18 protein-coding genes are annotated in these 19,710 nt (G+C 72.5%); 7 read left to right on the top strand and 11 right to left on the bottom strand.

The annotated features are described in order from the left end of the window. Positions 1-137 precede the first annotated feature (137 nt). Genes AC5RWQ_RS15250 through AC5RWQ_RS15240 form a run of 3 tightly spaced genes read right to left on the bottom strand, consistent with a single transcriptional unit; the run spans position 138 to position 3,566 of the window. Positions 138-899, bottom strand: coding sequence for a succinate dehydrogenase/fumarate reductase iron-sulfur subunit (locus AC5RWQ_RS15250; protein ID WP_334484721.1), 762 nt, complete (start codon positions 897-899; stop codon positions 138-140). Continuing rightward, entirely contained in the window at positions 896-2,833 is a 1,938-nt protein-coding gene (locus tag AC5RWQ_RS15245; protein ID WP_494283373.1) for a fumarate reductase/succinate dehydrogenase flavoprotein subunit, read from the bottom strand. The genes AC5RWQ_RS15250 and AC5RWQ_RS15245 overlap by 4 nt, the downstream gene beginning before the upstream one ends. Before the next feature lies 1 nt (position 2,834). Then, positions 2,835-3,566, bottom strand: coding sequence for a succinate dehydrogenase cytochrome b subunit (locus AC5RWQ_RS15240; RefSeq protein ID WP_494283372.1), 732 nt, complete (start codon positions 3,564-3,566; stop codon positions 2,835-2,837). A 35-nt stretch (positions 3,567-3,601) separates the two neighbouring features. Here AC5RWQ_RS15240 and AC5RWQ_RS15235 point away from each other — a divergent pair, with 35 nt between their 5' ends. Then, the gene (locus AC5RWQ_RS15235) at positions 3,602-4,534 is read left to right on the top strand and encodes a LysR family transcriptional regulator (RefSeq protein WP_494283371.1); all 933 of its coding nucleotides are present in this window, start codon (positions 3,602-3,604) and stop codon (positions 4,532-4,534) included. Here the strand turns inward: AC5RWQ_RS15235 and hrpA are convergent. Beyond that, positions 4,531-8,580: an ATP-dependent RNA helicase HrpA gene (gene hrpA / locus AC5RWQ_RS15230; protein ID WP_494283370.1), complete on the bottom strand. Its 4,050-nt coding sequence runs from the start codon at positions 8,578-8,580 to the stop codon at positions 4,531-4,533. The two genes, AC5RWQ_RS15235 and hrpA, sit on opposite strands and share 4 nt — an antisense overlap. 144 nt (positions 8,581-8,724) lie before the next feature. On the opposite strand from hrpA, the gene AC5RWQ_RS15225 reads away from it, so the two are divergent. Beyond that, positions 8,725-9,198, top strand: a complete 474-nt coding sequence (locus tag AC5RWQ_RS15225; protein WP_494283369.1) for a cytidine deaminase family protein — start codon at positions 8,725-8,727, stop codon at positions 9,196-9,198. Positions 9,199-9,203: 5 nt separating this feature from the next. Here the strand turns inward: AC5RWQ_RS15225 and AC5RWQ_RS15220 are convergent, their stop codons facing one another. From AC5RWQ_RS15220 to trmB, 4 genes are all read right to left on the bottom strand, one after another. Then, positions 9,204-9,563 (bottom strand): YciI family protein, encoded by a 360-nt coding sequence (locus AC5RWQ_RS15220; RefSeq protein ID WP_494283368.1) that lies wholly within the window; start codon positions 9,561-9,563, stop codon positions 9,204-9,206. Between the two features lie 121 nt (positions 9,564-9,684). Then, positions 9,685-10,332 carry a hypothetical protein gene (locus tag AC5RWQ_RS15215; RefSeq protein ID WP_494283367.1) on the bottom strand — a complete coding sequence of 216 codons (648 nt, stop codon included), beginning with the start codon at positions 10,330-10,332 and terminating at the stop codon, positions 9,685-9,687. Between the two features lie 120 nt (positions 10,333-10,452). After that, positions 10,453-12,966: a DEAD/DEAH box helicase gene (locus tag AC5RWQ_RS15210; RefSeq protein WP_494283366.1), complete on the bottom strand. Its 2,514-nt coding sequence runs from the start codon at positions 12,964-12,966 to the stop codon at positions 10,453-10,455. Positions 12,967-13,034: 68 nt separating this feature from the next. Continuing rightward, positions 13,035-13,736 (bottom strand): tRNA (guanosine(46)-N7)-methyltransferase TrmB, encoded by a 702-nt coding sequence (gene trmB, locus AC5RWQ_RS15205; protein ID WP_494283365.1) that lies wholly within the window; start codon positions 13,734-13,736, stop codon positions 13,035-13,037. A gap of 64 nt (positions 13,737-13,800) precedes the next feature. On the opposite strand from trmB, the gene AC5RWQ_RS15200 reads away from it, so the two are divergent. Continuing rightward, positions 13,801-14,454 (top strand): hypothetical protein, encoded by a 654-nt coding sequence (locus AC5RWQ_RS15200; RefSeq protein ID WP_494283364.1) that lies wholly within the window; start codon positions 13,801-13,803, stop codon positions 14,452-14,454. Positions 14,455-14,456: 2 nt separating this feature from the next. Next, positions 14,457-15,116: a class F sortase gene (locus tag AC5RWQ_RS15195; protein WP_494283363.1), complete on the top strand. Its 660-nt coding sequence runs from the start codon at positions 14,457-14,459 to the stop codon at positions 15,114-15,116. 18 nt (positions 15,117-15,134) lie between these two features. Here the strand turns inward: AC5RWQ_RS15195 and AC5RWQ_RS15190 are convergent, their stop codons facing one another. From AC5RWQ_RS15190 to AC5RWQ_RS15180, 3 genes are all read right to left on the bottom strand, one after another. Next, on the bottom strand, positions 15,135-15,455 hold the full coding sequence (locus AC5RWQ_RS15190; protein WP_494283362.1) for an antibiotic biosynthesis monooxygenase family protein: 321 nt from the start codon (positions 15,453-15,455) through the stop codon (positions 15,135-15,137). A 56-nt stretch (positions 15,456-15,511) separates the two neighbouring features. Further along, a complete protein-coding gene (locus AC5RWQ_RS15185) occupies positions 15,512-16,309 on the bottom strand; it encodes an exodeoxyribonuclease III (RefSeq protein WP_494283361.1) in 798 nt (265 codons plus the stop codon). A 117-nt stretch (positions 16,310-16,426) separates the two neighbouring features. After that, positions 16,427-17,347: a proteasome assembly chaperone family protein gene (locus AC5RWQ_RS15180; protein WP_494283360.1), complete on the bottom strand. Its 921-nt coding sequence runs from the start codon at positions 17,345-17,347 to the stop codon at positions 16,427-16,429. 419 nt (positions 17,348-17,766) lie between these two features. Between AC5RWQ_RS15180 and AC5RWQ_RS15175 the strand changes: the two genes are divergently transcribed. From AC5RWQ_RS15175 to AC5RWQ_RS15165, 3 genes are all read left to right on the top strand, one after another. Next, the gene (locus AC5RWQ_RS15175) at positions 17,767-18,657 is read left to right on the top strand and encodes a peptidase M23 (protein ID WP_494283359.1); all 891 of its coding nucleotides are present in this window, start codon (positions 17,767-17,769) and stop codon (positions 18,655-18,657) included. Between the two features lie 76 nt (positions 18,658-18,733). Next, a complete protein-coding gene (locus AC5RWQ_RS15170; RefSeq protein WP_494283358.1) occupies positions 18,734-18,883 on the top strand; it encodes a hypothetical protein in 150 nt (49 codons plus the stop codon). A gap of 32 nt (positions 18,884-18,915) precedes the next feature. Beyond that, a complete protein-coding gene (locus AC5RWQ_RS15165) occupies positions 18,916-19,698 on the top strand; it encodes an EcsC family protein (RefSeq protein ID WP_494283357.1) in 783 nt (260 codons plus the stop codon). Positions 19,699-19,710 lie beyond the last annotated feature (12 nt).

Here is a 19,710-nt window from a genome sequence, read left to right as displayed (position 1 = left end):
GGCGGCCGCCCACTGGCGGGAACCGGGCCGGCGGCGCGGACGGCGTCCCGGCGTACCTCCGGAAGCGGTCGACCGCCGCACCCCGGGTGGGGTACGGCGGTCGGTGAGCCGGACGGCGGGCGGACCCGTCGGTGGCGTCAGGAGCCCGGGGTGTTCCCGCGCGTGGTGGTCGCCTTGAGGTAGTCCCGGTTGAGCCGGCCGATGGTGTTCAGCGGGATGCCCTTCGGGCAGACCGCGGTGCACTCACCGGCGTTGGTGCAGCCGCCGAAGCCGGCTTCGTCGTGCGCGTCGACCATGCCGATCACCCGGGTGTAACGCTCCGGCTGGCCCTGCGGCAGCAGCGAGAGCTGGGTGATCTTGGCGGCGGTGAAGAGCATGCCGGAGCCGTTCGGGCAGGCCGCCACGCAGGCGCCGCAGCCGATGCAGGCGGCCGACTCGAAGGCGGCGTCCGCGTCGGCCTTCGGCACCGGGGTGGCGTGCGCCTCGGGAGCGCTACCGGTCGGCGCGGTGACGTACCCACCGGCGGCGATGATCTTGTCGAAGGCGCCCCGGTTGACCACCAGGTCCTTGACGACCGGGAAGGCCCGGGCCCGCCACGGCTCGATGTCGATCGTCTCGCCGTCGGAGAACTGCCGCATGTGCAGCTGGCAGGCGGTGGTCCCGCGCTGCGGGCCGTGCGCGTTGCCGTTGATCACCATGCCGCAGGCGCCACAGATGCCCTCACGGCAGTCGTGGTCGAACGCCACCGGCTCGTCCCCGTTGAGGATGAGGCGCTCGTTGAGCACGTCGAGCATCTCCAGGAACGACATGTCCGGGGAGACGTCCTCGACCTGGTAGGTCACCATCCGACCCTTGTCGTTGGGGCCGGTCTGGCGCCAGATGCGCAGGGTCAGGTTCACTTGTAGCTCCGCTGCGTGGGGTGGACGTATTCGAAGACCAGGTCTTCCTTGTGCAGCACGGACGGCGTGCCGCTGCCGGTGTACTCCCAGGCCGCGACGTAGCTGAACCGCTCGTCGTCGCGCTGCGCCTCACCGTCCGGGGTCTGATGCTCGGCCCGGAAGTGACCGCCGCAGGACTCCTCCCGGTGCAGGGCGTCGATGCACATCAGCTCCGCCAGCTCGAAGAAGTCGGCCACCCGGCCGGCCTTCTCCAGCGACTGGTTGAGGCCCTCGCCGTCGCCCGGCACCTTGACCCGCTTCCAGAACTCGTCGCGCAGCGCCCGGATCTCGTCGATCGCCTTGCGCAGCCCGGCCTCGCTGCGCTCCATGCCGCAGTGCTCCCACATGATCTGGCCGAGCTCGCGGTGGAACGAGTCCACGGTCCGGTCGCCGTCGACGGCGAGCAGCCGGGAGATCCGGTCCTCGACCTCACGGCGGGCCGCGACCGCCTCCGGGTGGCTCGCCTCGACCTTGTCCAGCGGGCCGGAGGCGAGGTAGTTGGCGATGGTGTTGGGCAGCACGAAGTAGCCGTCCGCGAGGCCCTGCATCAGCGCCGAGGCGCCGAGCCGGTTGGCGCCGTGGTCGGAGAAGTTCGCCTCGCCGATCACGAACAGGCCCGGGATGGTGGACTGCAGGTCGTAGTCGACCCAGAGGCCGCCCATCGTGTAGTGCACGGCCGGGTAGATCCGCATCGGGACCTCGTACGGGTCCTCGCCGGTGATCCGCTCGTACATCTCGAAGAGGTTGCCGTACTTGGCCTCGATGGCCTTGCGGCCGAGCCGGTTGATCGCGTCGGCGAAGTCCAGGTAGACGCCGAGCTTGGTCGGCCCGACGCCGCGGCCCTCGTCGCAGACGTTCTTCGCCGCGCGGGAGGCGATGTCCCGGGGGACCAGGTTGCCGAAGGAGGGGTAGATCCGCTCCAGGTAGTAGTCCCGCTCGTCCTCGCCGATGTCCTTCGGGCTGCGGTCGTCGCCCTTGGCCTTCGGCACCCAGACCCGGCCGTCGTTGCGCAGCGACTCGCTCATCAGGGTCAGCTTCGACTGGTGGTCGCCGGAGACCGGGATGCAGGTCGGGTGGATCTGCGTGTAGCAGGGGTTGGCGAAGTACGCGCCCTTGCGGTGCGCCCGCCAGGACGCGGTGACGTTGCAGCCCTTGGCGTTGGTGGAGAGGTAGAAGACGTTGCCGTAGCCGCCGGAGGCCAGCACCACCGCGTCGGCCATCTCGGTGGTGATCTCACCGGTGATGAGGTCGCGCACCACGATGCCGCGGGCCTTGCCGTCGACGATGACCAGCTCCAGCATCTCGTGCCGGGTGTTCATCTCCACGTTGCCCAGGCCGATCTGCCGCTCCAGCGCCTGGTACGCGCCGAGCAGCAGCTGCTGGCCCGTCTGGCCCCGGGCGTAGAAGGTGCGCTGCACCTGGGCGCCGCCGAAGGAGCGGGTGTCCAGCAGGCCGCCGTACTCGCGGGCGAAGGGCACGCCCTGGGCCACGCACTGGTCGATGATGTTGACCGACACCTCGGCCAGCCGGTGCACGTTCGACTCCCGGGAGCGGAAGTCGCCGCCCTTGACGGTGTCGTAGAAGAGCCGGTGCACCGAGTCGCCGTCGTTGCGGTAGTTCTTGGCGGCGTTGATGCCACCCTGCGCGGCGATCGAGTGCGCCCGCCGGGGGCTGTCCTGGTAGCAGTAGCTCTTGACCCGGTAGCCCTGCTCGGCCAGGGTGGCCGCGGCCGAACCGCCGGCCAGGCCGGTGCCCACCACGATCACCGTCATCTTCCGGCGGTTGGCCGGGTTGACCAGCTTGGCCTCGAAGCGACGGGTCTCCCAGCGCTTGTCGATCGGGCCCTCGGGAGCCTTGGTGTCGGCGATCGGGTCGCCCTCGGTGAAGAGATCCATGTCAGGACACCAATCCGGTGAGTACGGCGAACGGAACCGCCAGGTAGCCGGCGGTCAGCGTCACGGCGAAGACCAGCGCCAGGCGGCGGGCGCGGCGCTCACCCTTCGGGGTCTGCTGGCCGAGGCTGCGGAACGCGCTGAACGCGCCGTGGCGCAGGTGGAATCCGAGCGCCACCACGGCCAGGGTGTAGAAGAGCGTCACGTACCAGCGTTCCGGCGCGAAGTCGGCCACCACGTTGCTGTGCGGCCGGGCAGGGTCGCCGACCGGGTTCAGCGTGCCGGTGGTCAGGTCCAGGATGTGGTAGATCACGAAGAGCAGGATGATCACCCCACCCCAGCGCATGGTGCGGGCCGCGTAGCTGCCGTGCACCTTCGTGCGGTGGGCGTACCGCACCGGGCGGGCGGCGCGGGCGCGCACGGCCAGCAGGGTGGCGGCCCCGATGTGGGCCAGCACCGCGACGACCAGCACGGTGCGCTGGATCCACAGGTACCAGCCGGCCGCGAGCAGCGGCGTGCCGAGGTCGCGCAGCCAGTGCGCGTAGTGGTTGAACGCTTCGGCACCCGTGAAGATCTTCAGGTTGCCGAGCATGTGCGCGACGAGGAAGAGCACCAGGAGGATGCCCGTCACCGCCATGACGGCCTTCAGGCCGACGTTCGAGCGGATGGGCGACCGAGTTTTCGTGATTACCACCTGACCGACGCTAGGAGCAGTTCGATCAGGCGTCCAATGCATCGACTTCGCAGTCTTAATAGCCGTAGGCTATGTAGATGCAGCTCCATCAGCTCAGGTACTTCGTCGCGGTCGCAGAAGTACGACATTTCACCCAAGCCGCCGACCTCGTCGGCATCACCCAGCCCTCGCTGAGTAAGCAAATTCACGCCCTGGAGACCGACCTCGGGGCCCCGCTCTTCGAACGGGTAAGGGGCAACATCACCCTCACCGCCGCGGGCGACGTGCTGCTGCCGCTGGCGAAGCGGATCCTGGCCGACGTCGAGACCGCCACCCGCGAGGTGCAGGAGCTGGTCGGGCTGCGCCGGGGCCGGGTCCGGCTCGGCGCCACCCCCAGCCTCGCCACCTCGCTCGCCCCGCCGGTGCTGCGCCGGTTCCGCGACGCCCACCCCACCGTCGACCTGCGGGTGGAGGAGGGCGGCTCGCAGGACCTCGTCCGCGACCTGCTCCGCGGCGACCTCGACCTGGCCCTGATCATCATGCCGGCGCAGGGCGCCGACCCGGGGCTGCGCGTCGACCCCATCCTGCGGGAGAGCCTGGTGGTCGCCTCGGTGGAGCCGCTGCCCGCCGCGGCGGACGGCGGGGAGCTGCGCATCACCGACCTGCGCGGCCAGCCCCTGGTGATGTTCCGCGAGGGCTACGACCTGCGCGACGCCACCATCCAGGCCTGTCGGGACGCCGGCTTCGAGCCCACCTTCTCGGTCGACGGCGGGGAGATGGACGCCGTGCTGAGCTTCGTCGAGGCAGGCCTGGGCATCGCCCTGGTCCCCGGCATCGTGGTCGCCCGCCGGGCCGGCGTCCGGGTCACCCGGCTCGCCCCGCCCGGCGTCCGGCGGACCATCGCGGTGGCGCGCCGCCGCGACGTGGTACCCACCCACGCCGGCCGGGAGCTGCGCCGGATCCTGCTGGAGTACGTCCACGACGCCACCGCCACCGACGAGCTGCCGCCCGGCGTCGAGCCGCTGGCCTAGCGCCCTTCGGCGTCGTCCATGGCCCGGTAGATCCGCTGCTCCGACACGGGGTACGGAGTGCCCAGCGCCTGGGCGAAGACGTTCACCCGCAGCTCCTCGATCATCCAGCGGATCTGCCGGACCGGCGCGGACTGCCGCCGACTCGGCGGCAGCGCGGCCAGCAGGTCGCCGTACTCCTTCTGCACCACCGCGATCCGGTCCTGCTGGGACTTGTCCCGCTGCGGGTTGCCGGGCAGCCGGTCCAGCCGCCGCTCGATCGCGGTCAGGTAGCGCAGCAGGTCCGGCAGGCGGGCGTACCCGGCCTCGGTGATGAAGCCCGGGTGCACCAGCCCGGCGAGCTGGTTGCGGATGTCCGCCAGCGCGGCCACCACGGCCAGGTTGCGGGTGGCGCCGAGTCGCTGCTCCACCGCGTACGCCGCGGCGAGCACCCGGCGGACCCGGTCCATCACCTCGACCACGGTGTCGACCAGGTCGGCGCGGACCCGGTCGCGCAGCGCGGCGAAGCCCTCGGCGTCCCACGCCGGTCCGCCCGCGTCACCGATCAGCTTGTCGATCGCCGCCCCGGCGGAGTCCTCGATGAGCTGCTGCACCCCGCCGTGCGGGTTGCGGCTCAGCGCCAGCTTCGCCTCGTTGGTCAGTCGCCCCTGCAGGAACTTCGCCGGCGACGGCACGGTCAGCCGGAGCAGCCGCCGGGTGCCGGCCCAGTGCGCGGCGGCCTGCTCGGCCTCCGAGTCGAAGACCTTCACCCCCACCGTCGAGCCCTCGTCGACCAGTGCTGGGTACGCGGTCACCGCGTACCCCGCGCGGACCTGCTCGACGGTGCGCGGCAGGGCCCCGATGCTCCACTGGGTCAGACCGGTACGGGCCACGTCCGGCGCGGCGGCCGCGACGACCTGGCGTACCTCCTGGCGGAGCTGGCGTTGCAGGGCCGTCAGGTCCTTGCCCTCGGCGACCGGCTTGTTCTCCTCGTCCAGCACCCGGAAGCCGACCCGCAGGTGCGCCGGGAGCCGGGCGGTGTCCCAGGCGTCGCGGGGCACGGTCACCCCGGTCATCCGGCGCAGCTGACGGGTGAGCGCGTCGAGCAGCGGCTCCTCGCCGGGGGTGATCGCGGCGAGCGCGGCCCGGGCGTAGTCGGGCACCGGGACGAAGTTGCGCCGGATCGCCTTGGGCAGCGACCGGATCAGCGCGATGACCAGCTCCTCGCGCAGCCCCGGCACCTGCCAGTCGAAGCTCTCCGCCGGCACCTGGTTGAGCAGCGGCAGCGGGATGTCCACCGTGACGCCGTCGCTCGGCGCGGTCGGGTCGAAGGTGTACGTCAGCGGCAGGGCCACCCCGTCGGCCCGCCACTCGTCCGGGTAGTCGGCCTCGTCCACCCCGCCGCGACCGGAGTTGACCAGCAGCTCCCGGGTGAAGGTGAGCAGCTCCGGGTTCTCCCGGCGGGCCTTCTTCCACCACGAGTCGAAGTGCCGGCCGGAGACCACGTCGGCGGGGATCCGCTGGTCGTAGAAGTTGAAGATCGTCTCGTCGTCGACCAGGATGTCCCGGCGGCGGGCCCGGTTCTCCAGTTCCTCGATCTCGGTGAGGAGCTTCTGGTTGTCCCGCCAGAACTGGTGGTGGGTCTGCCAGTCGCCCTCGACCAGCGCGTGCCGAATGAACAGCTCCCGGCTCAGCGCCGAGTCGATCCGGCCGAAGTTGACCTTGCGGGAGGTGACCAGCGGGATGCCGTACAGGGTGACCTTCTCGTAGGCCATCACCGCGGCCTGCTTCTTCTCCCAGTGCGGCTCGCTGTAGCTGCGTTTGACCAGGTGTTGGGCCAGCGGTTCCACCCACTCCGGCTCGACCCGCCCGGCCACCCGGCCCCAGAGCCGGGAGGTCTCCACCAGCTCGGCGGCCATCACCCAGCGCGGCGGCTTCTTGAACAGCGCCGAACCGGGGAAGATCACGAACTTCGCGCCCCGGGCGCCCAGGTACTCGTGCTTCTGGGCGTCCTTGAGCCCGATGTGCGACAGCAGGCCCGGCAGCAGCGACTGGTGCACCTTCGGGGTGTCGATCTCCTCCGGCAGGTCCGCGGCCGGACCGCGGCGACCGCCGGCTCCGTCCGTGTCGGTGGCCGCCGCCGCGACGCGCCGGCCGCGCCGCGCGTCGCCCTGATCGGGGGTACGCAGCACCTGGCGCAGCTGGCTGACGATGTCCTGCCACTCCCGCACCCGCAGGTAGTTCAGGTACTCCGCCTTGCACATCCGGCGGAACGCGCTGGACGACAGCTCCCGCTGCTGCTCGCGCAGGTAGCGCCAGAGGTTGAGGAAGGCGACGAAATCCGATTCCTTGTCGGCGAACCGGGCGTGCGCCTGGTCGGCCTGGGCCTGCTTCTCCGCCGGCCGCTCCCGCGGGTCCTGGATCGACAGCGCGGCGGCGATCACCACCACCTCGGTGGCGCAGCCGTTGCGCTCGCCCTCCAGCACCATCCGGGCCAGCCGTGGGTCGACCGGGAGTTGCGCCAGCCGCCGGCCCAGTGCGGTGAGCCGCTTCGCCGGGTCGGTCTCGGCCGGGTCGAGCGCGCCCAGCTCGTGCAGCAGGTTCACGCCGTCGGCGACGTTGCGCCGGTCCGGCGGGTCGATGAACGGGAACGCGGCGACGTCGCCGAGCCCGATCGAGGTCATCTGGAGGATGACCGAGGCGAGGTTGGTGCGCAGGATCTCCGGGTCGGTGAACTCCGGGCGGGAGAGGAAGTCCGGCTCGTCGTAGAGGCGGATGCAGATGCCGTCCGAGGTACGACCGCAGCGCCCCTTGCGCTGGTTGGCCGAGGCCTGGGAGACCGGCTCGATCGGCAGCCGCTGCACCTTGAGCCGGCTGGAGTAGCGCGAGATCCGGGCGGTGCCCGGGTCCACCACGTACTTGATGCCAGGGACGGTCAGCGAGGTCTCCGCGACGTTGGTGGCGAGCACCACCCGGCGCCCGGCGTGCGGGGCGAAGACCCGGTGCTGCTCGGCGGAGGACAGCCGGGCGTACAGCGGCAGGATCTCGGTGCCGAGCAGCGACCGTCTCTTCTCCACCAGCTTGCCCAGGGCGTCGGCGGTGTCCCGGATCTCCCGCTCGCCGCTGAGGAAGACCAGGATGTCACCGGGGCCCTCGGCGGCCAGCTCCTCGACCGCGTCGCCGATCGCCTGGATCTGGTCGCGGACGTTCTCCTCGTCGTCGCCGGAGTCCTCGTCGGCCTCGCTCACCTCGACCAGCGGCCGGTACCGCACCTCGACGGGGTAGGTCCGCCCGGAGACCTCGACCACCGGCGCCGGCTTCCCCTCGCTGTCGGCGAAGTGCTTCGCGAACCGGTCGGTTTCGATGGTCGCCGAGGTGATGATCACCTTGAGGTCGGGGCGGCGGGGGAGGAGCTGCCTCAGGTAGCCGAGGATGAAGTCGATGTTGAGGCTGCGCTCGTGCGCCTCGTCGATGATCAACGTGTCGTACTGGCGGAGCATCCGGTCGTTCTGCAGCTCGGCCAGCAGGATGCCGTCGGTCATCAGCTTGACCAGGCTCCGGTCACCGACCTGGTCGGTGAAGCGGACCTTGTAGCCCACCACGTCACCCAGCTCGGTGCCGAGCTCCTCGGCAATCCGGTCGGCCACCGTCCGGGCTGCCAACCGCCGGGGCTGGGTGTGCCCGATCAGGCCGCTGATGCCGCGCCCCAGCTCCAGGCAGATCTTCGGTAGCTGGGTGGTCTTTCCGGAGCCGGTCTCGCCGGCCACGATCACCACCTGGTGGTCGCGGATCGCGGCGGCGATGTCGTCCCGGCGCTCGCTGACCGGCAGCTGGGCCGGGTAGGTGATCACCGGCACGGCGGTGCGCCGGTCGGCCAGCCGGGCCTCGGCCCGGGCCACGTCCGCGGCGATCTCGGCCAGCGCGTCGTCGCGCCGCTGCGGGTCCTTCAGCCGGCGTACCCCGTCCAGCCGTCGTTGCAGGCGGCGCTGGTCGCGGTACATCAGGAGGTCGAGGCGGCGGTGCAGCTCACGGGCGGTGACGGCGTCGGCGGGTACGGCTGGATTCTGCATGTCGTCGCCAAGGATAGGCAGCCCGCCGCCGGACCGCCCGCGGGTTACCGCCCGCCCCAGGCCACACCCCGGGTCGCTGTCTGGGGGACCGGGGGCCCGGCCGCTAGGCTTGCCGCCGAACGACACGATCTCCGGGGGGCCGAAATGACGATGCGGGACGTCGACCGCGCACTGGTGCAGGCCGCCACGGCCGTCGCCAAGCTGCGCTGCCGCAGCGAGAACCACACCGTCGCGGCGGCCGCCCGGACCGCCGACGGCCGGATCTTCACCGGGGTGAACGCCTACCACTTCACCGGCGGCCCCTGCGCCGAGCTGGTCACCATCGGCGTGGCCGCCACCCAGGGGGCGGGCACGCTGGAGACCATCGTGGCGGTGGGCGACCGGGGGCGCGGGGTGATCCCGCCCTGCGGTCGGTGCCGCCAGGTGCTGCTGGACTACTTCCCGTCGATCCGGGTGATCGTCGGCACGGCGGACGAGCTGCGGGCGGTCGGAGTGCGGGAGCTGTTGCCGGACACCTACGTCTGGGCCGACCACCAGATCGAGCCAACGCTGACCGTCCGGACCGGGCAGTGGCCGATGCCGACCGTGCCGGGCAGCCGGCCCGCGTCGGAGGACTGACCCGGTCAGTCCCCGGCCGCCGCCTCCAGCATCGACCGGGGCACGCCGACGCTCTCGTACCGCACGTTGCCCTCCGGCACCATCCAGCTCGCCACCCGGACCACGAGCTGGCCGGCGCGTACCGCCGGGTCGTTGGTGTAGAGCTCGCGGGCCTCCTCCGCGGCGATCGGGAGCACCGCGAGACCACGCAGTGTGGGGTCGTCCGGGTCCAGGAACGGCCCGGCGGCGAGGACCAGCCCCTGCTCCACGAGCCCCGCCTGGTGGGCCAGGTGGGCGTCCTGCAGCCGGTCGGCGGCGTCCCGAGGTAGCTCGGGCGCGTCCGCCGGGCGGGACAGGAGCACCACGGTGTGCTGGTCGAATCGCATAGACCCAGCGAATACCCCCTCGCCGCCCGCCAGGCGCAGTTTCCCGGAAAGAGTGGCTACCGACGTCGGACAGCCACTCTTTCCGTGAGAATGCGCGCCTGGCAGGCGGGGGTGGGGTGGGTCAGGCGGCGGTGGACCAGAGGGAGCGGAAGGCGGCGGCCTCGCCGGCCAGCCAGCGTTCGACCTGTTCGGGCTTGACGGTGGGGGGCATGCGGTGGGACTCGCCGCGGCGGACGTCGACCAGGACCGGTTCGGCGTGCGGCAGCACCGCGTCCATGTGGCGGGCCATCAGGTGCAGGGTGGCCAGGGTGGCCTCCTCGCTCGGCGGGGCCTCGTCGAAGTGCAGCCGGACCGCCTCGGCGCGGCCGTCGGCGTACCGGACGCCGAAGTGCGGGTTGATCTTGACGGGCAGGTCGCCGAGCATGGCGAGGGCGTCACGGGTCTGGGCCAGGTCGACGCCGGCCGGCTCGCCCAGCGACTCCAGCCAGGCCGTGGCGCCCGGGACGAGCGCCTGGTAGAGCGGGCGCCAGCGGGGCTTGACCAGATCGGCGACCTGCGCCAGGTGGGTGCCGCCGGTGTGGAAGGCGACATCGGCCTTGAGGGCCTTGACGAACTGGCCGTGCGGGTTGAAGCCGTGCCGGCTGGCCCGCTGCTTGCGCAGCCCGCCGACGAAGGTGGCCTTGGTCGGCCCGGTGCGGTCGACATACCGGGTGAAGCCCAGGAGCGTGGCGTAGGGGGTGAGCGGGGTGGCGGAGGTGGGCGCGGTCACGAGCGTCCTCCCAGGTCAAGAACTCGATTAGTACATACATTCTAATCGACGGGCCTGACATCGCCCAGGGTACGAAAGGGGCCGCCCGGACACTCCGGACGGCCCCTTTCGAACAAAATCTCAGAGCTGGCCGACGTCCGTGATCCGGATGACGGCGGCGCCCGCCTCGTCGCTGGCGGCGAGGTCCACCTCGGCGCTGATGCCCCAGTCGTGGTCGCCCTCGGGGTCGTCCAGGATCTGCCGCACCGTCCACCGGTCCCGACCCTGCTCGATCATCAGCAGCGCCGGCCCGCGCGCGTCCGGCCCCACCCCGATCCCGTCGTACGACTCGAAGTAGGGCTCCAGCGCCTCGGCCCAGGCGTCGGCGTCCCAGCCCGACGCGGAGTCCAGCTCGCCGAGGTCGTACCAGCGGCGCAGGGCGGCCAGCTCGACCCGACGGAACAGCGCGTTGCGCACCAGCACCCGGAAGGCGCGGGCGTTGCGGGTCACTGCCGGGACCCGTTCCTCGAGGGAGGCGTGCGCCTGCGCGGCGTCGGCGACGTCGGACGGGTTGCGCAGCCGCTCCCACTCGTCGATCAGGCTGGAGTCGACCTGGCGGACCAGCTCACCCAGCCACTCGATGAGGTCGACCAGCTCCTCGGTCTTGGCGTCCTCGGGGACGGTCTGCCGCAGCGTCTTGTACGCGTCGGCGAGGTAGCGCAGGACGAGGCCCTCGGAGCGGGTGAGGGAGTAGAACTGCACGTACTCGGTGAAGGTCATCGCCCGCTCGTACATGTCCCGGACGACGGACTTGGGGGAGAGCTCGTGGTCGGCGACCCACGGGTGACCCTGCCGGTACATCTCGTACGCGGCCCCCAGCAGCTCGGCCAGGGGCTTGGGCCAGGTCACCTCGTCGAGCAGCTCGATCCGGGCCTCGTACTCGATGCCCTCGGCCTTCATCGCGGCGACCGCCTCGCCCCGGGCCTTGAACTGCTGGGCGGAGAGCACCTGGCGCGGGTCGTCGAGGATCGACTCGATCACCGAGAGCACGTCCAGGGCGTACGACGGGGAGTCGACGTCGAGCAGCTCGATCGCGGCCAGCGCCAGCGGGGAGAGCGGCTGGTTGAGCGCGAAGTCGAGCTGGAGGTCGACGGTGAGCCGGACCCGCCGGCCCGTCTCGTCGGGCTGGTCGAGCTGCTCGACCACCCCGCCGGCGCGCAGCGCCCGGTAGATGGCGATGGCCCGGCGGATGTGCCGGCGCTGGGCGGCGGCGTCCTCGTGGTTGTCGGTGAGCAGGTGCCGCATGGCGGTGAACGCGTCACCGGGGCGACCGATGACGTTGAGCAGCATCGAGTGGCTGACCTGGAAGCTGGACGTCAGCGGCTCCGGCTCGGCCTCGACCAGGCGCTGGAAGGTCGGCTCGCCCCAGCCGATCGAGCCCTCCGGCGGCTTCTTCTTGACCACCTTGCGGCGCTTCTTCGGGTCGTCGCCGGCCTTGGCCAGGGCCTTCTCGTTCTCGATCACGTGCTCGGGGGCCTGCACCACGACCCGGCCCAGGGTGTCGAAGCCGGCCCGCCCGGCCCGGCCGGCGATCTGGTGGAACTCGCGGGCCTTGAGCAGCCGGGTGCGCACCCCGTCGTACTTGGACAGGCCGGTGAAGAGCACGGTGCGGATCGGCACGTTGATCCCGACGCCAAGGGTGTCGGTGCCGCAGATGACCTTGAGCAGCCCGGCCTGGGCCAGGGTCTCCACCAGGCGGCGGTACTTGGGCAGCATGCCGGCGTGGTGCACGCCGATGCCGTGCCGGACCAGCCGGGACAGCGTCTTGCCGAAGCCGGAGGTGAACCGGAAGTTCCCGATCGCCTGGGCGATCATGTCCTTCTCGGCGCGCGTGCAGACGTTGACGCTCATCAGCGCCTGGGCCCGTTCCAGCGCGGCGGCCTGGGTGAAGTGCACGACGTAGACCGGCGCCTGCTTGGTCTCCAGCAGCTCCTCGAGGGTCTCGTGCATCGGCGTGGTCGCGTACGAGAAGAGGAGCGGGACCGGCCGCTCGGCCGAGCGCACGACGGCGGTGGGCCGGCCGGTACGCCGGGACAGGTCGTCGACGAAGCGGGTGGTGTCGCCGAGGGTGGCCGACATCAGCACGAACTGCGCCTGCGGCAGCTCGATGATCGGCACCTGCCAGGCCCAGCCCCGGTCCGGCTCGGCGTAGAAGTGGAACTCGTCCATGACCACCTGGCCGACGTCGGCCTTCGCGCCCTCGCGCAGCGCGAGGTTGGCCAGGATCTCGGCGGTGCAGCAGATGATCGGGGCATCGGCGTTGACGCTGGCGTCGCCGGTGAGCATGCCGACGTTCTCGGCGCCGAAGACCTCGCAGAGGGCGAAGAACTTCTCCGAGACCAGGGCCTTGATCGGGGCGGTGTAGAAGGTGGTCCGGTCGTCGGCCAGGGCGGCGAAGTGGGCGGCGATCGCGACCAGGCTCTTGCCCGAGCCGGTCGGCGTGTTCATGATCACGTTGGCGCCGGAGACGATCTCGATGACCGCCTCCTCCTGGTGGGGATAGAGGTCGAGGCCGCGCTCCTTCGCCCAACCGGCGAACGCGTCGAAGAGGGTGTCGGGGTCGGCGCGTCGAGGCAGCGCGGCAGTGAGCGTCATAGCGCCCCCATCGTGCCTGGGACACGCCCCCACCCGCCAACCGGGCCTCCCCGGCGGCACGGGAGGGGTCAGGGGTGCCGGTGGTGGATCAGGTCGAAGATCGGGCGACCGGCGGTGAGGGCGCGGCGTTCGAACTTGGTGACCGGACGGTGGGCCGGGCGGGGCGCGAAGCCGTCGTGCGCGTCGACCAGGCCGGGGTCGGCGGCCAGGGTCTCCCGCATCGACTCGGCGTACTCGGCCCAGTCGGTCGCGCAGTGCAGCGTCCCGCCGGGTGCGAGGCGCGAGCGCAGCAGCGCCACGTGGCTGGGCTGGATCAGCCGCCGCTTGTGGTGCCGGGACTTCGGCCAGGGGTCGGGGAAGAAGACGTGCACGGCGTCCAGCGAGCCCTCGGGCAGGGCGCGGACCAGGTCCAGCGCGTCCCCCCGGGCGATCCGGACGTTGCCCAGCCGGTGCCGGTCGACCACGTCGAGCAGGTTGGCGAGGCCCGGGGTGTGCACCTCGACCGCCAGGTAGTCGCGGTCCGGGTCGGCGGCGGCCATCGCGGCGGTGGCGTCGCCCATGCCGGAGCCGATCTCCAGCACCACCGGGGCGCCGCGACCGAAGAACGCCGTCGGGTCGACCGGGCCGTCGAGGTCGGCGATGTCGATCCCGTACGCCGGCCAGAGCCGTTCCAGCGCGTCCGTCTGGCGGTCGCTCATCCGGCCGCGCCGGGGGTGGAAGGTGCGGATCGGGGCGGCCGGGCCGGCGGGGTTCAGGTCGGTGGTGGTCACAGCGACCCGAGCGTACGCGACGGTTCCGGCGTATCGGATGTGATGTACGCCCGGGGGTGAGACGATGCATCCCGTACGGCAGGTCGGTGCTTTGCCGCCCCGGCGCTGCCCGTCGGCGCCGAAGGGGGGCAGGGTGTCGGTCACGCTCCAGCGCACCGCGCTGGCGGTCGCGTTCGGGGTGCTCGCTCCGGCGCTGGGCGGCGCGAGTGCCGCCCTGGCCGCCGGGGGTACCGCCCCGGCCGCCGCCCCGCGCGCCCTGGCGCCGGCCCCCGGCCCGTCGGACACCCAGCCGTCCCCGGCCGACATGGTCTTCGTGGAGGTCACCCCGAGCACCGTCGAGGCCGGCTTCCTGGTCGGTATCCGGGCCAGTTGCCGGGACAACTCGATCCCGGCGACCGTCGTCTCGGACGCCTTCGGGCGGATCCAGGTGCAGCCGCAGCGGGGGGAGTTGACCGCGTCGCCGATGGTCCGGGAGCGCACCCGCCCCGGCAACTACCGGGTCAAGCTGGAGTGCCCGAACGGCGCGACCGCCTCGACGATGCTCCAGGTGGTCAAGGCGATGAAGCCGAGCCCCGGCCCGCACACCGGCTTCGGCGGTGCCGCCGGTGGCCCGGACCTCACCGGCCTGCTGGTCCCGGGTGGCCTCGCGCTGACCATCGGCGGCGCGGTCGTCGGCCTCGTGGCGGCCCGCCGGCCCCGTGGCGTCGCCGGGCGCTGACCATGCTGCCGCCGCCCGCCTCGGCGCCCACCCGACGTGACCCCACGCCCGGACGCCGCCCCTGGTCGGTGCCGCTGGCCGTGGTGCTGGTGCTGGTGGGTGTCTTCGCCACCGGCGCCGGGCTGGGCAGCACGGTCGGGCCGTTCGACTGGGCCGCGTCGCCGCAGCGCCCCGAGGAGCAGTCGAGGAGAAAAGAGCCGGCCAGTCGGCCGGTACGCCTCGCCGTCCCGGCGATCAAGGTGGCCGCCCCGGTCGCCCCGGTCGGCCAGGCCCGGGACGGCTCGATCGACGTACCGCCGCTGAACCGGCACGACGAGACCGGCTGGTACGACCGCGGCCCGACCCCGGGCGAGCCGGGCCGGGCGATCATCGTCGGGCACGTGGACTCCAAGAAGGGCCCGGCGGTCTTTTACGACCTGCGCAAACTCAAGCCGGGCGACCGGGTCGAGGTGACCCGGGACGACCGGCGCGTGGTGGTCTTCCGGGTCGACTCGGTCGAGTACTTCAGCAAGGCCAGCCTGCCGGCCGACCGGGTCTACGGCGACTCGGGCGAGCCGGCGCTCCGCCTGATCACCTGCGGGGGGCAGTGGATCGGCGGGAAGACCGGCTACGCCGACAACGTCATCGCCTTCGCCTCGCTGGCGGAGACCCGAAAGCCCTGACCGCCGATGGGCGGCCGCTCAGCCCTTGCCTGTCACCTGCTGCACGACCTCGAACTCCAGCAGCGTGGCCCCGGAGGCCACGGGCCGGCGCTGTTCGCCACCCTCGCCGCCGGCGTGCGCGGCGCGCGACGGGCCGGCCGCCCACGCCTGGTAGGCCTCCTCCGTCTCCCACCGGGTGTAGACGAAGTAGCGGCTCTCCCCGGCGACCGGGCGGAGCAGCTCGAAGCCGAGGAAGCCGGGGGAGTTCTCCACCGCGCCGGCCCGGGCGGCGAACCGCTTCTCCAGCTCCGCACCGGCACCGGGCGGGACGTCGATCGCGTTGATCTTCACGACTGCCATGACCCCACCCTAGCCGTGCCCCGGCCCCGGTTCGCCCGCCCCGCGTTTGGCCCGGGTCAGAACGTCTCGACGACCGGCACCAGCTCGGCGTCGACCACGATCGGGGCGTGGTCCGAGGGGCCTTTGCCCTTGCGCGCCTCCCGGTCGACGTACGCGGCGCGGACCGCGCGGGCGAACGGCGCGGAGGCGTACACGAGGTCGATCCGCATGCCCTTGTTCTGGTGGAACATCCCGGCCCGGTAGTCCCAGTAGGTGTACGGGTGCGGCCCCTTCATCGGGGTGGGCACCACGTCGCTCAGCCCCAGGTCGCGCAGCGCGGCCAGGGCGGCCCGCTCGGCCGGGGTGACGTGGGTGGAGGCGACGAAGAGCGCCGGGTCCCAGACGTCGTCGTCGGTCGGCGCGACGTTGAAGTCGCCGCAGACCGCCACCGGTGCGCCGCCGGCCAGTTCCGTCTCTAGCGCGTCCCGCAGCGCCGCGAACCAGGCCAGCTTGTACGCGTAGTGCGGGTCGTCCGGTGCGCGGCCGTTCGGGACGTACACCGACCAGACCCGGACCCCGTCGCAGGTCGCGGCGATGGCCCGGGCCTCGGGCTCGGGGAATCCCGGCTCGCCGGGGAACCCGACGGCGACGTCGGCGAGCCCGACCCGGGACAGGATCGCCACCCCGTTCCACCGGCCGTCGCTGTGGCTGGCCACCTCGTAGCCCAGTGCGCCCACCTCGGCCACCGGGAACGCGCCGTCGGGGCACTTGGTCTCCTGCAGGCAGACCACGTCCGGCCCGGTGGTCGCCAGCCAGTCGAGCAGCCGGGGGAGCCGGGCCTTCACCGAGTTCACGTTCCAGGTCGCCAGGCGCATGTCACCAGCCTGCCCCATCCGGCCGCGACCCGCCGCCTCGGCGGGGCGCGAGTGTCGCCCCCTGGTGCCTCGCGCCCGCCCACCCCGGGGCACCGGGGCGGGCGGGCGCGCGTGGGGTCAGCTGCCCGGGGTCTCGCCCGGGCGGGTCTGCTCGGCCAGGAAGCGCTCCAGCTCGGCGCCCAGCTCATCGGCGGTGGGCAGCGGGCCGGCCTCGGCGGCCAGCAGGTTCTTCTCGCCCCGCCCGCGGGCGAAGGCGTCGTACTGCTCCTCGAGGGCCCGCACCAGCGCGGCGGCCTCGTCGGTCTGCCCGACCTGCCGGTCGATCTCGACCCGGACCACCTCGGCGGCGGTGCGCAGGCTGTCGCTGGGCAGCAGCAGACCCGTGCTGCGGGACACCGAGGAGAGCAACGCCTCGGCGGCGGCCGGGTACTCGGTCTGGGCGACGTAGTGCGGCACGTGCGCGGCGAAGCCGAGGGCGTCCCGGCCGGCCTCGCCGAGCCGGTACTCCAGCAGGTGCCCGACGCTGCCGGGGACCTGCACCCGCTGCAGCCACGGCTCGTAGCCGGCGATCAGCTCGCGCCGGGTGGCGTGCGCGGTCACCCCGGCGGGCCGGGTGTGCGGCACGGCCATCGGGATGGAGTTGAGGCCCACGGTGAGGCGGACGTCGAGCCGGGCGGAGAGCGCGCTCACCGCGGCGACGAACCGCTCCCACTGCACGTCCGGCTCGGGGCCGGTGAGCAGCAGGAAGGGCGTCTCGTCGTCGTCGTGCAGGAGGTGCAGCGCCAGCTCGGGCGCGTCGTAGTGCTCCCAGTGGTCCTCGACGAAGGTCATCACCGGACGCCGGGAGCGGTAGTCGAAGAGCTGGTCGACGTCGAAGGTGGCGATCGTCCGCGACTCGAGGGAGGTCAGCAGCTGCTCCCGGGCGAGCCGGGTGGCACTGCCGGCGTCGACGAAGCCGGTGAGCGCCTGGATCAGTACCGGCTGGCCGAGGTCGGGCAGATCGTCGGTGAGCTCGTAGAGCTCGTGTGGGTCGAGCACCGGTTCGGACCTCCTGAGGAAACGCGTACGGGCCGCCGCGCGCACACGGCACCCGGTTCGGGGAACGTACCCGCGGCCGTCATCCATTCCACCAGCGGGAGATCGGCCGGTGCGCGGGTGATCAAAAGCGGAGAAAGCACCGCAATTCAACGATCATCCGGGCCTCCGCCGCCATTCGGCCCGGTGTCCGATCCGCCGAACGGTGGAGGTGGGGGATCATGGCACCGGGTGCGGGGATTGCGCTCTCGGCGTCCCCGTCCGGTCGGCCGGCACCGTCATGTCGGATTGGCCCGGCTCGCCGGTTCTGTCCGCACGCCGGCACCACCGGCGGCGGATGTCGGAATCCGCGCCGGCGGTTTGTGGTCAGCGTCACCTCGTGACGGTGGGTAACCGCAGGTCAAGCTGCCTAGCCTCGTCGGATGCGTGACGACGACACCAGCGACGACCAGTACGCCCCCGAAGGCACGACTGGCCGTTCGGACGATACCCCCTCGTCCGTTCAGGTCGGCGTTCTCCGCGAGACTGCGGCGTCCCCCACCCTCCGTACCCGCCTTGGCGGGCTCGTTAACCACCTGATCCGCCGCCCGCGCCGGGCGGCGCTGGCCACCGGCGTGGTCTCCTGCCTCGGCCTCGCGGCCTTCGCCGGGGTGCAGGTCCTCCCCGCCGACCGGGGCGAGCCGGTCGGCGCCCAGGCGGCGCTCGCCGAGCGGGCCCAGGAGGGGGCCGCCTCCCGGAGCCTCGAGCGCACCCCGGTCACCGTGCCCCCCACCCCCGCGCAGACCGCTGCCAGCCCGACGGCCGCCCCGACCGCGACCGCGACCAGGAAGGCAAAGCCGAAGCCCAAGCCGAAGCCGAAGCCGAAGCCGAAGCGGATCGCCCCGGTGGCCGGCCTGGACGAGGACCAGATGGACAACGCCAAGGCGATCGTGAAGGCCGGTCGGAAGATGGGCGTGCCGCGGCAGGGACTGATCATCGCGGTCGCCACCGCGATGCAGGAGAGCAATCTCTACAACTACGCCAGCGGCGTGCTCCCCGAGTCGCAGGAGTACCCGCACCAGGCCATCGGCTGGGACCACGACTCCGTGGGGCTGTTCCAGCAGCGTCCGAGCAGTGGCTGGGGCGAGGTTTCCCAGCTGATGGACCCGGAGTTCGCCACCCAGGCCTTCCTCACCGTGCTGCTGCAGATCCCGGGCTGGCAGGACCTGCCGCTGACCCTGGCCGCCCAGGCCGTCCAGGTCTCCGCGTTCCCCGACGCGTACGCCCAGCACGAGTGGCGGGCCACCGAGGTCGTCGACGCCATCCTCGCCTGATCGACCCCTGTGGACGGATTCCCAGTTGCCGGTTGCGGGTACACATGACGGGAGAACCACCGAGACGGAGGACGACATGTCGGCACTGATGCAACGGATCAGCGCGTTCCTGCGGTCGCCGCGGGGCCAGCAGCTGGTCGCCCGTGGTCGACGCGAGCTGGCCAAGCCCGAGAACCAGGCCAGGCTGAAGCAGGTGGTCAGCAAGCTCTCCGGTCGCCGCCGCTGATCACCCGTCCGACGACTGCACCGGGAGCCCCCGTGTCCGACGCCGCCCCCGTCGACGACGAACCCACCGTCCCCACCCCGCAGCCCGTCGCCCCGGCGCAGCCGGCCGCGCCGCCTGCCGCCGGTCCGACCGGTGACCCGGCGGACGCCCCGGAGGCGCCCCCGGCCAACCTCTGGGACCGGATGCGGGAGGACCCGCAGTACGCCCCCGAGCACCTCGCCCTGGAGGCGGTCCGCCGGCTGGGGCCGGAGGCCGCCGCGTGGGTGGCCCGGGAGCGCGCGAACCGGCCCGACGTCTCCGCCGACGAGCTCGCCGAGCAGGCGGTCCGGAAGTTCGTCAACCGGGCCCGCCTCTCCGGGGCGGTCTCCGGCGTGGCCGGCCTGCCGGGAGCGGTCATCGACGTGGGCGTGCTGGCCTGGACCCAGGCCCGCCTGGTGCTGCACGTCGCCGCCGCGTACGGCGTGGACCCGGTGCACCCGGACCGGGCCACCGACCTGCTCGTCCTGCAGAAGGTGCACAAGGTCGCCGAGAGCGCCCGGCTGGCCCTGGGCGTCGCCGCTGGGCGGGAGCGCGCCGGGGCACTGTTCGGCCGCGGGGCGCAGAGCCCGCTCGGCAAGGTGATGCTCCAACTGGGCGTCCGGCTGGCCCGGATGGCCGGGGTCCGGGCGGCCAAGCGGATCTTCGCCAAGGTCGTGCCGGGCGCGGCGATCATCCTGGGCACCTGGGCGAACTCGTCGGCGACGAAGGATCTCGCCGAGCGGGCCCGCGCGCTCTACCGCGGCCAGGGCGGGGTGCCGCAACAGCGCCATCGCTGAGTCCCGGCCCGG

This window comes from Micromonospora sp. BS32 (genome assembly GCF_059089345.1).
The sequence above is the reverse complement of the archived record's forward strand: the minus strand, read 5'-3'. Positions and strand labels throughout refer to the sequence as shown.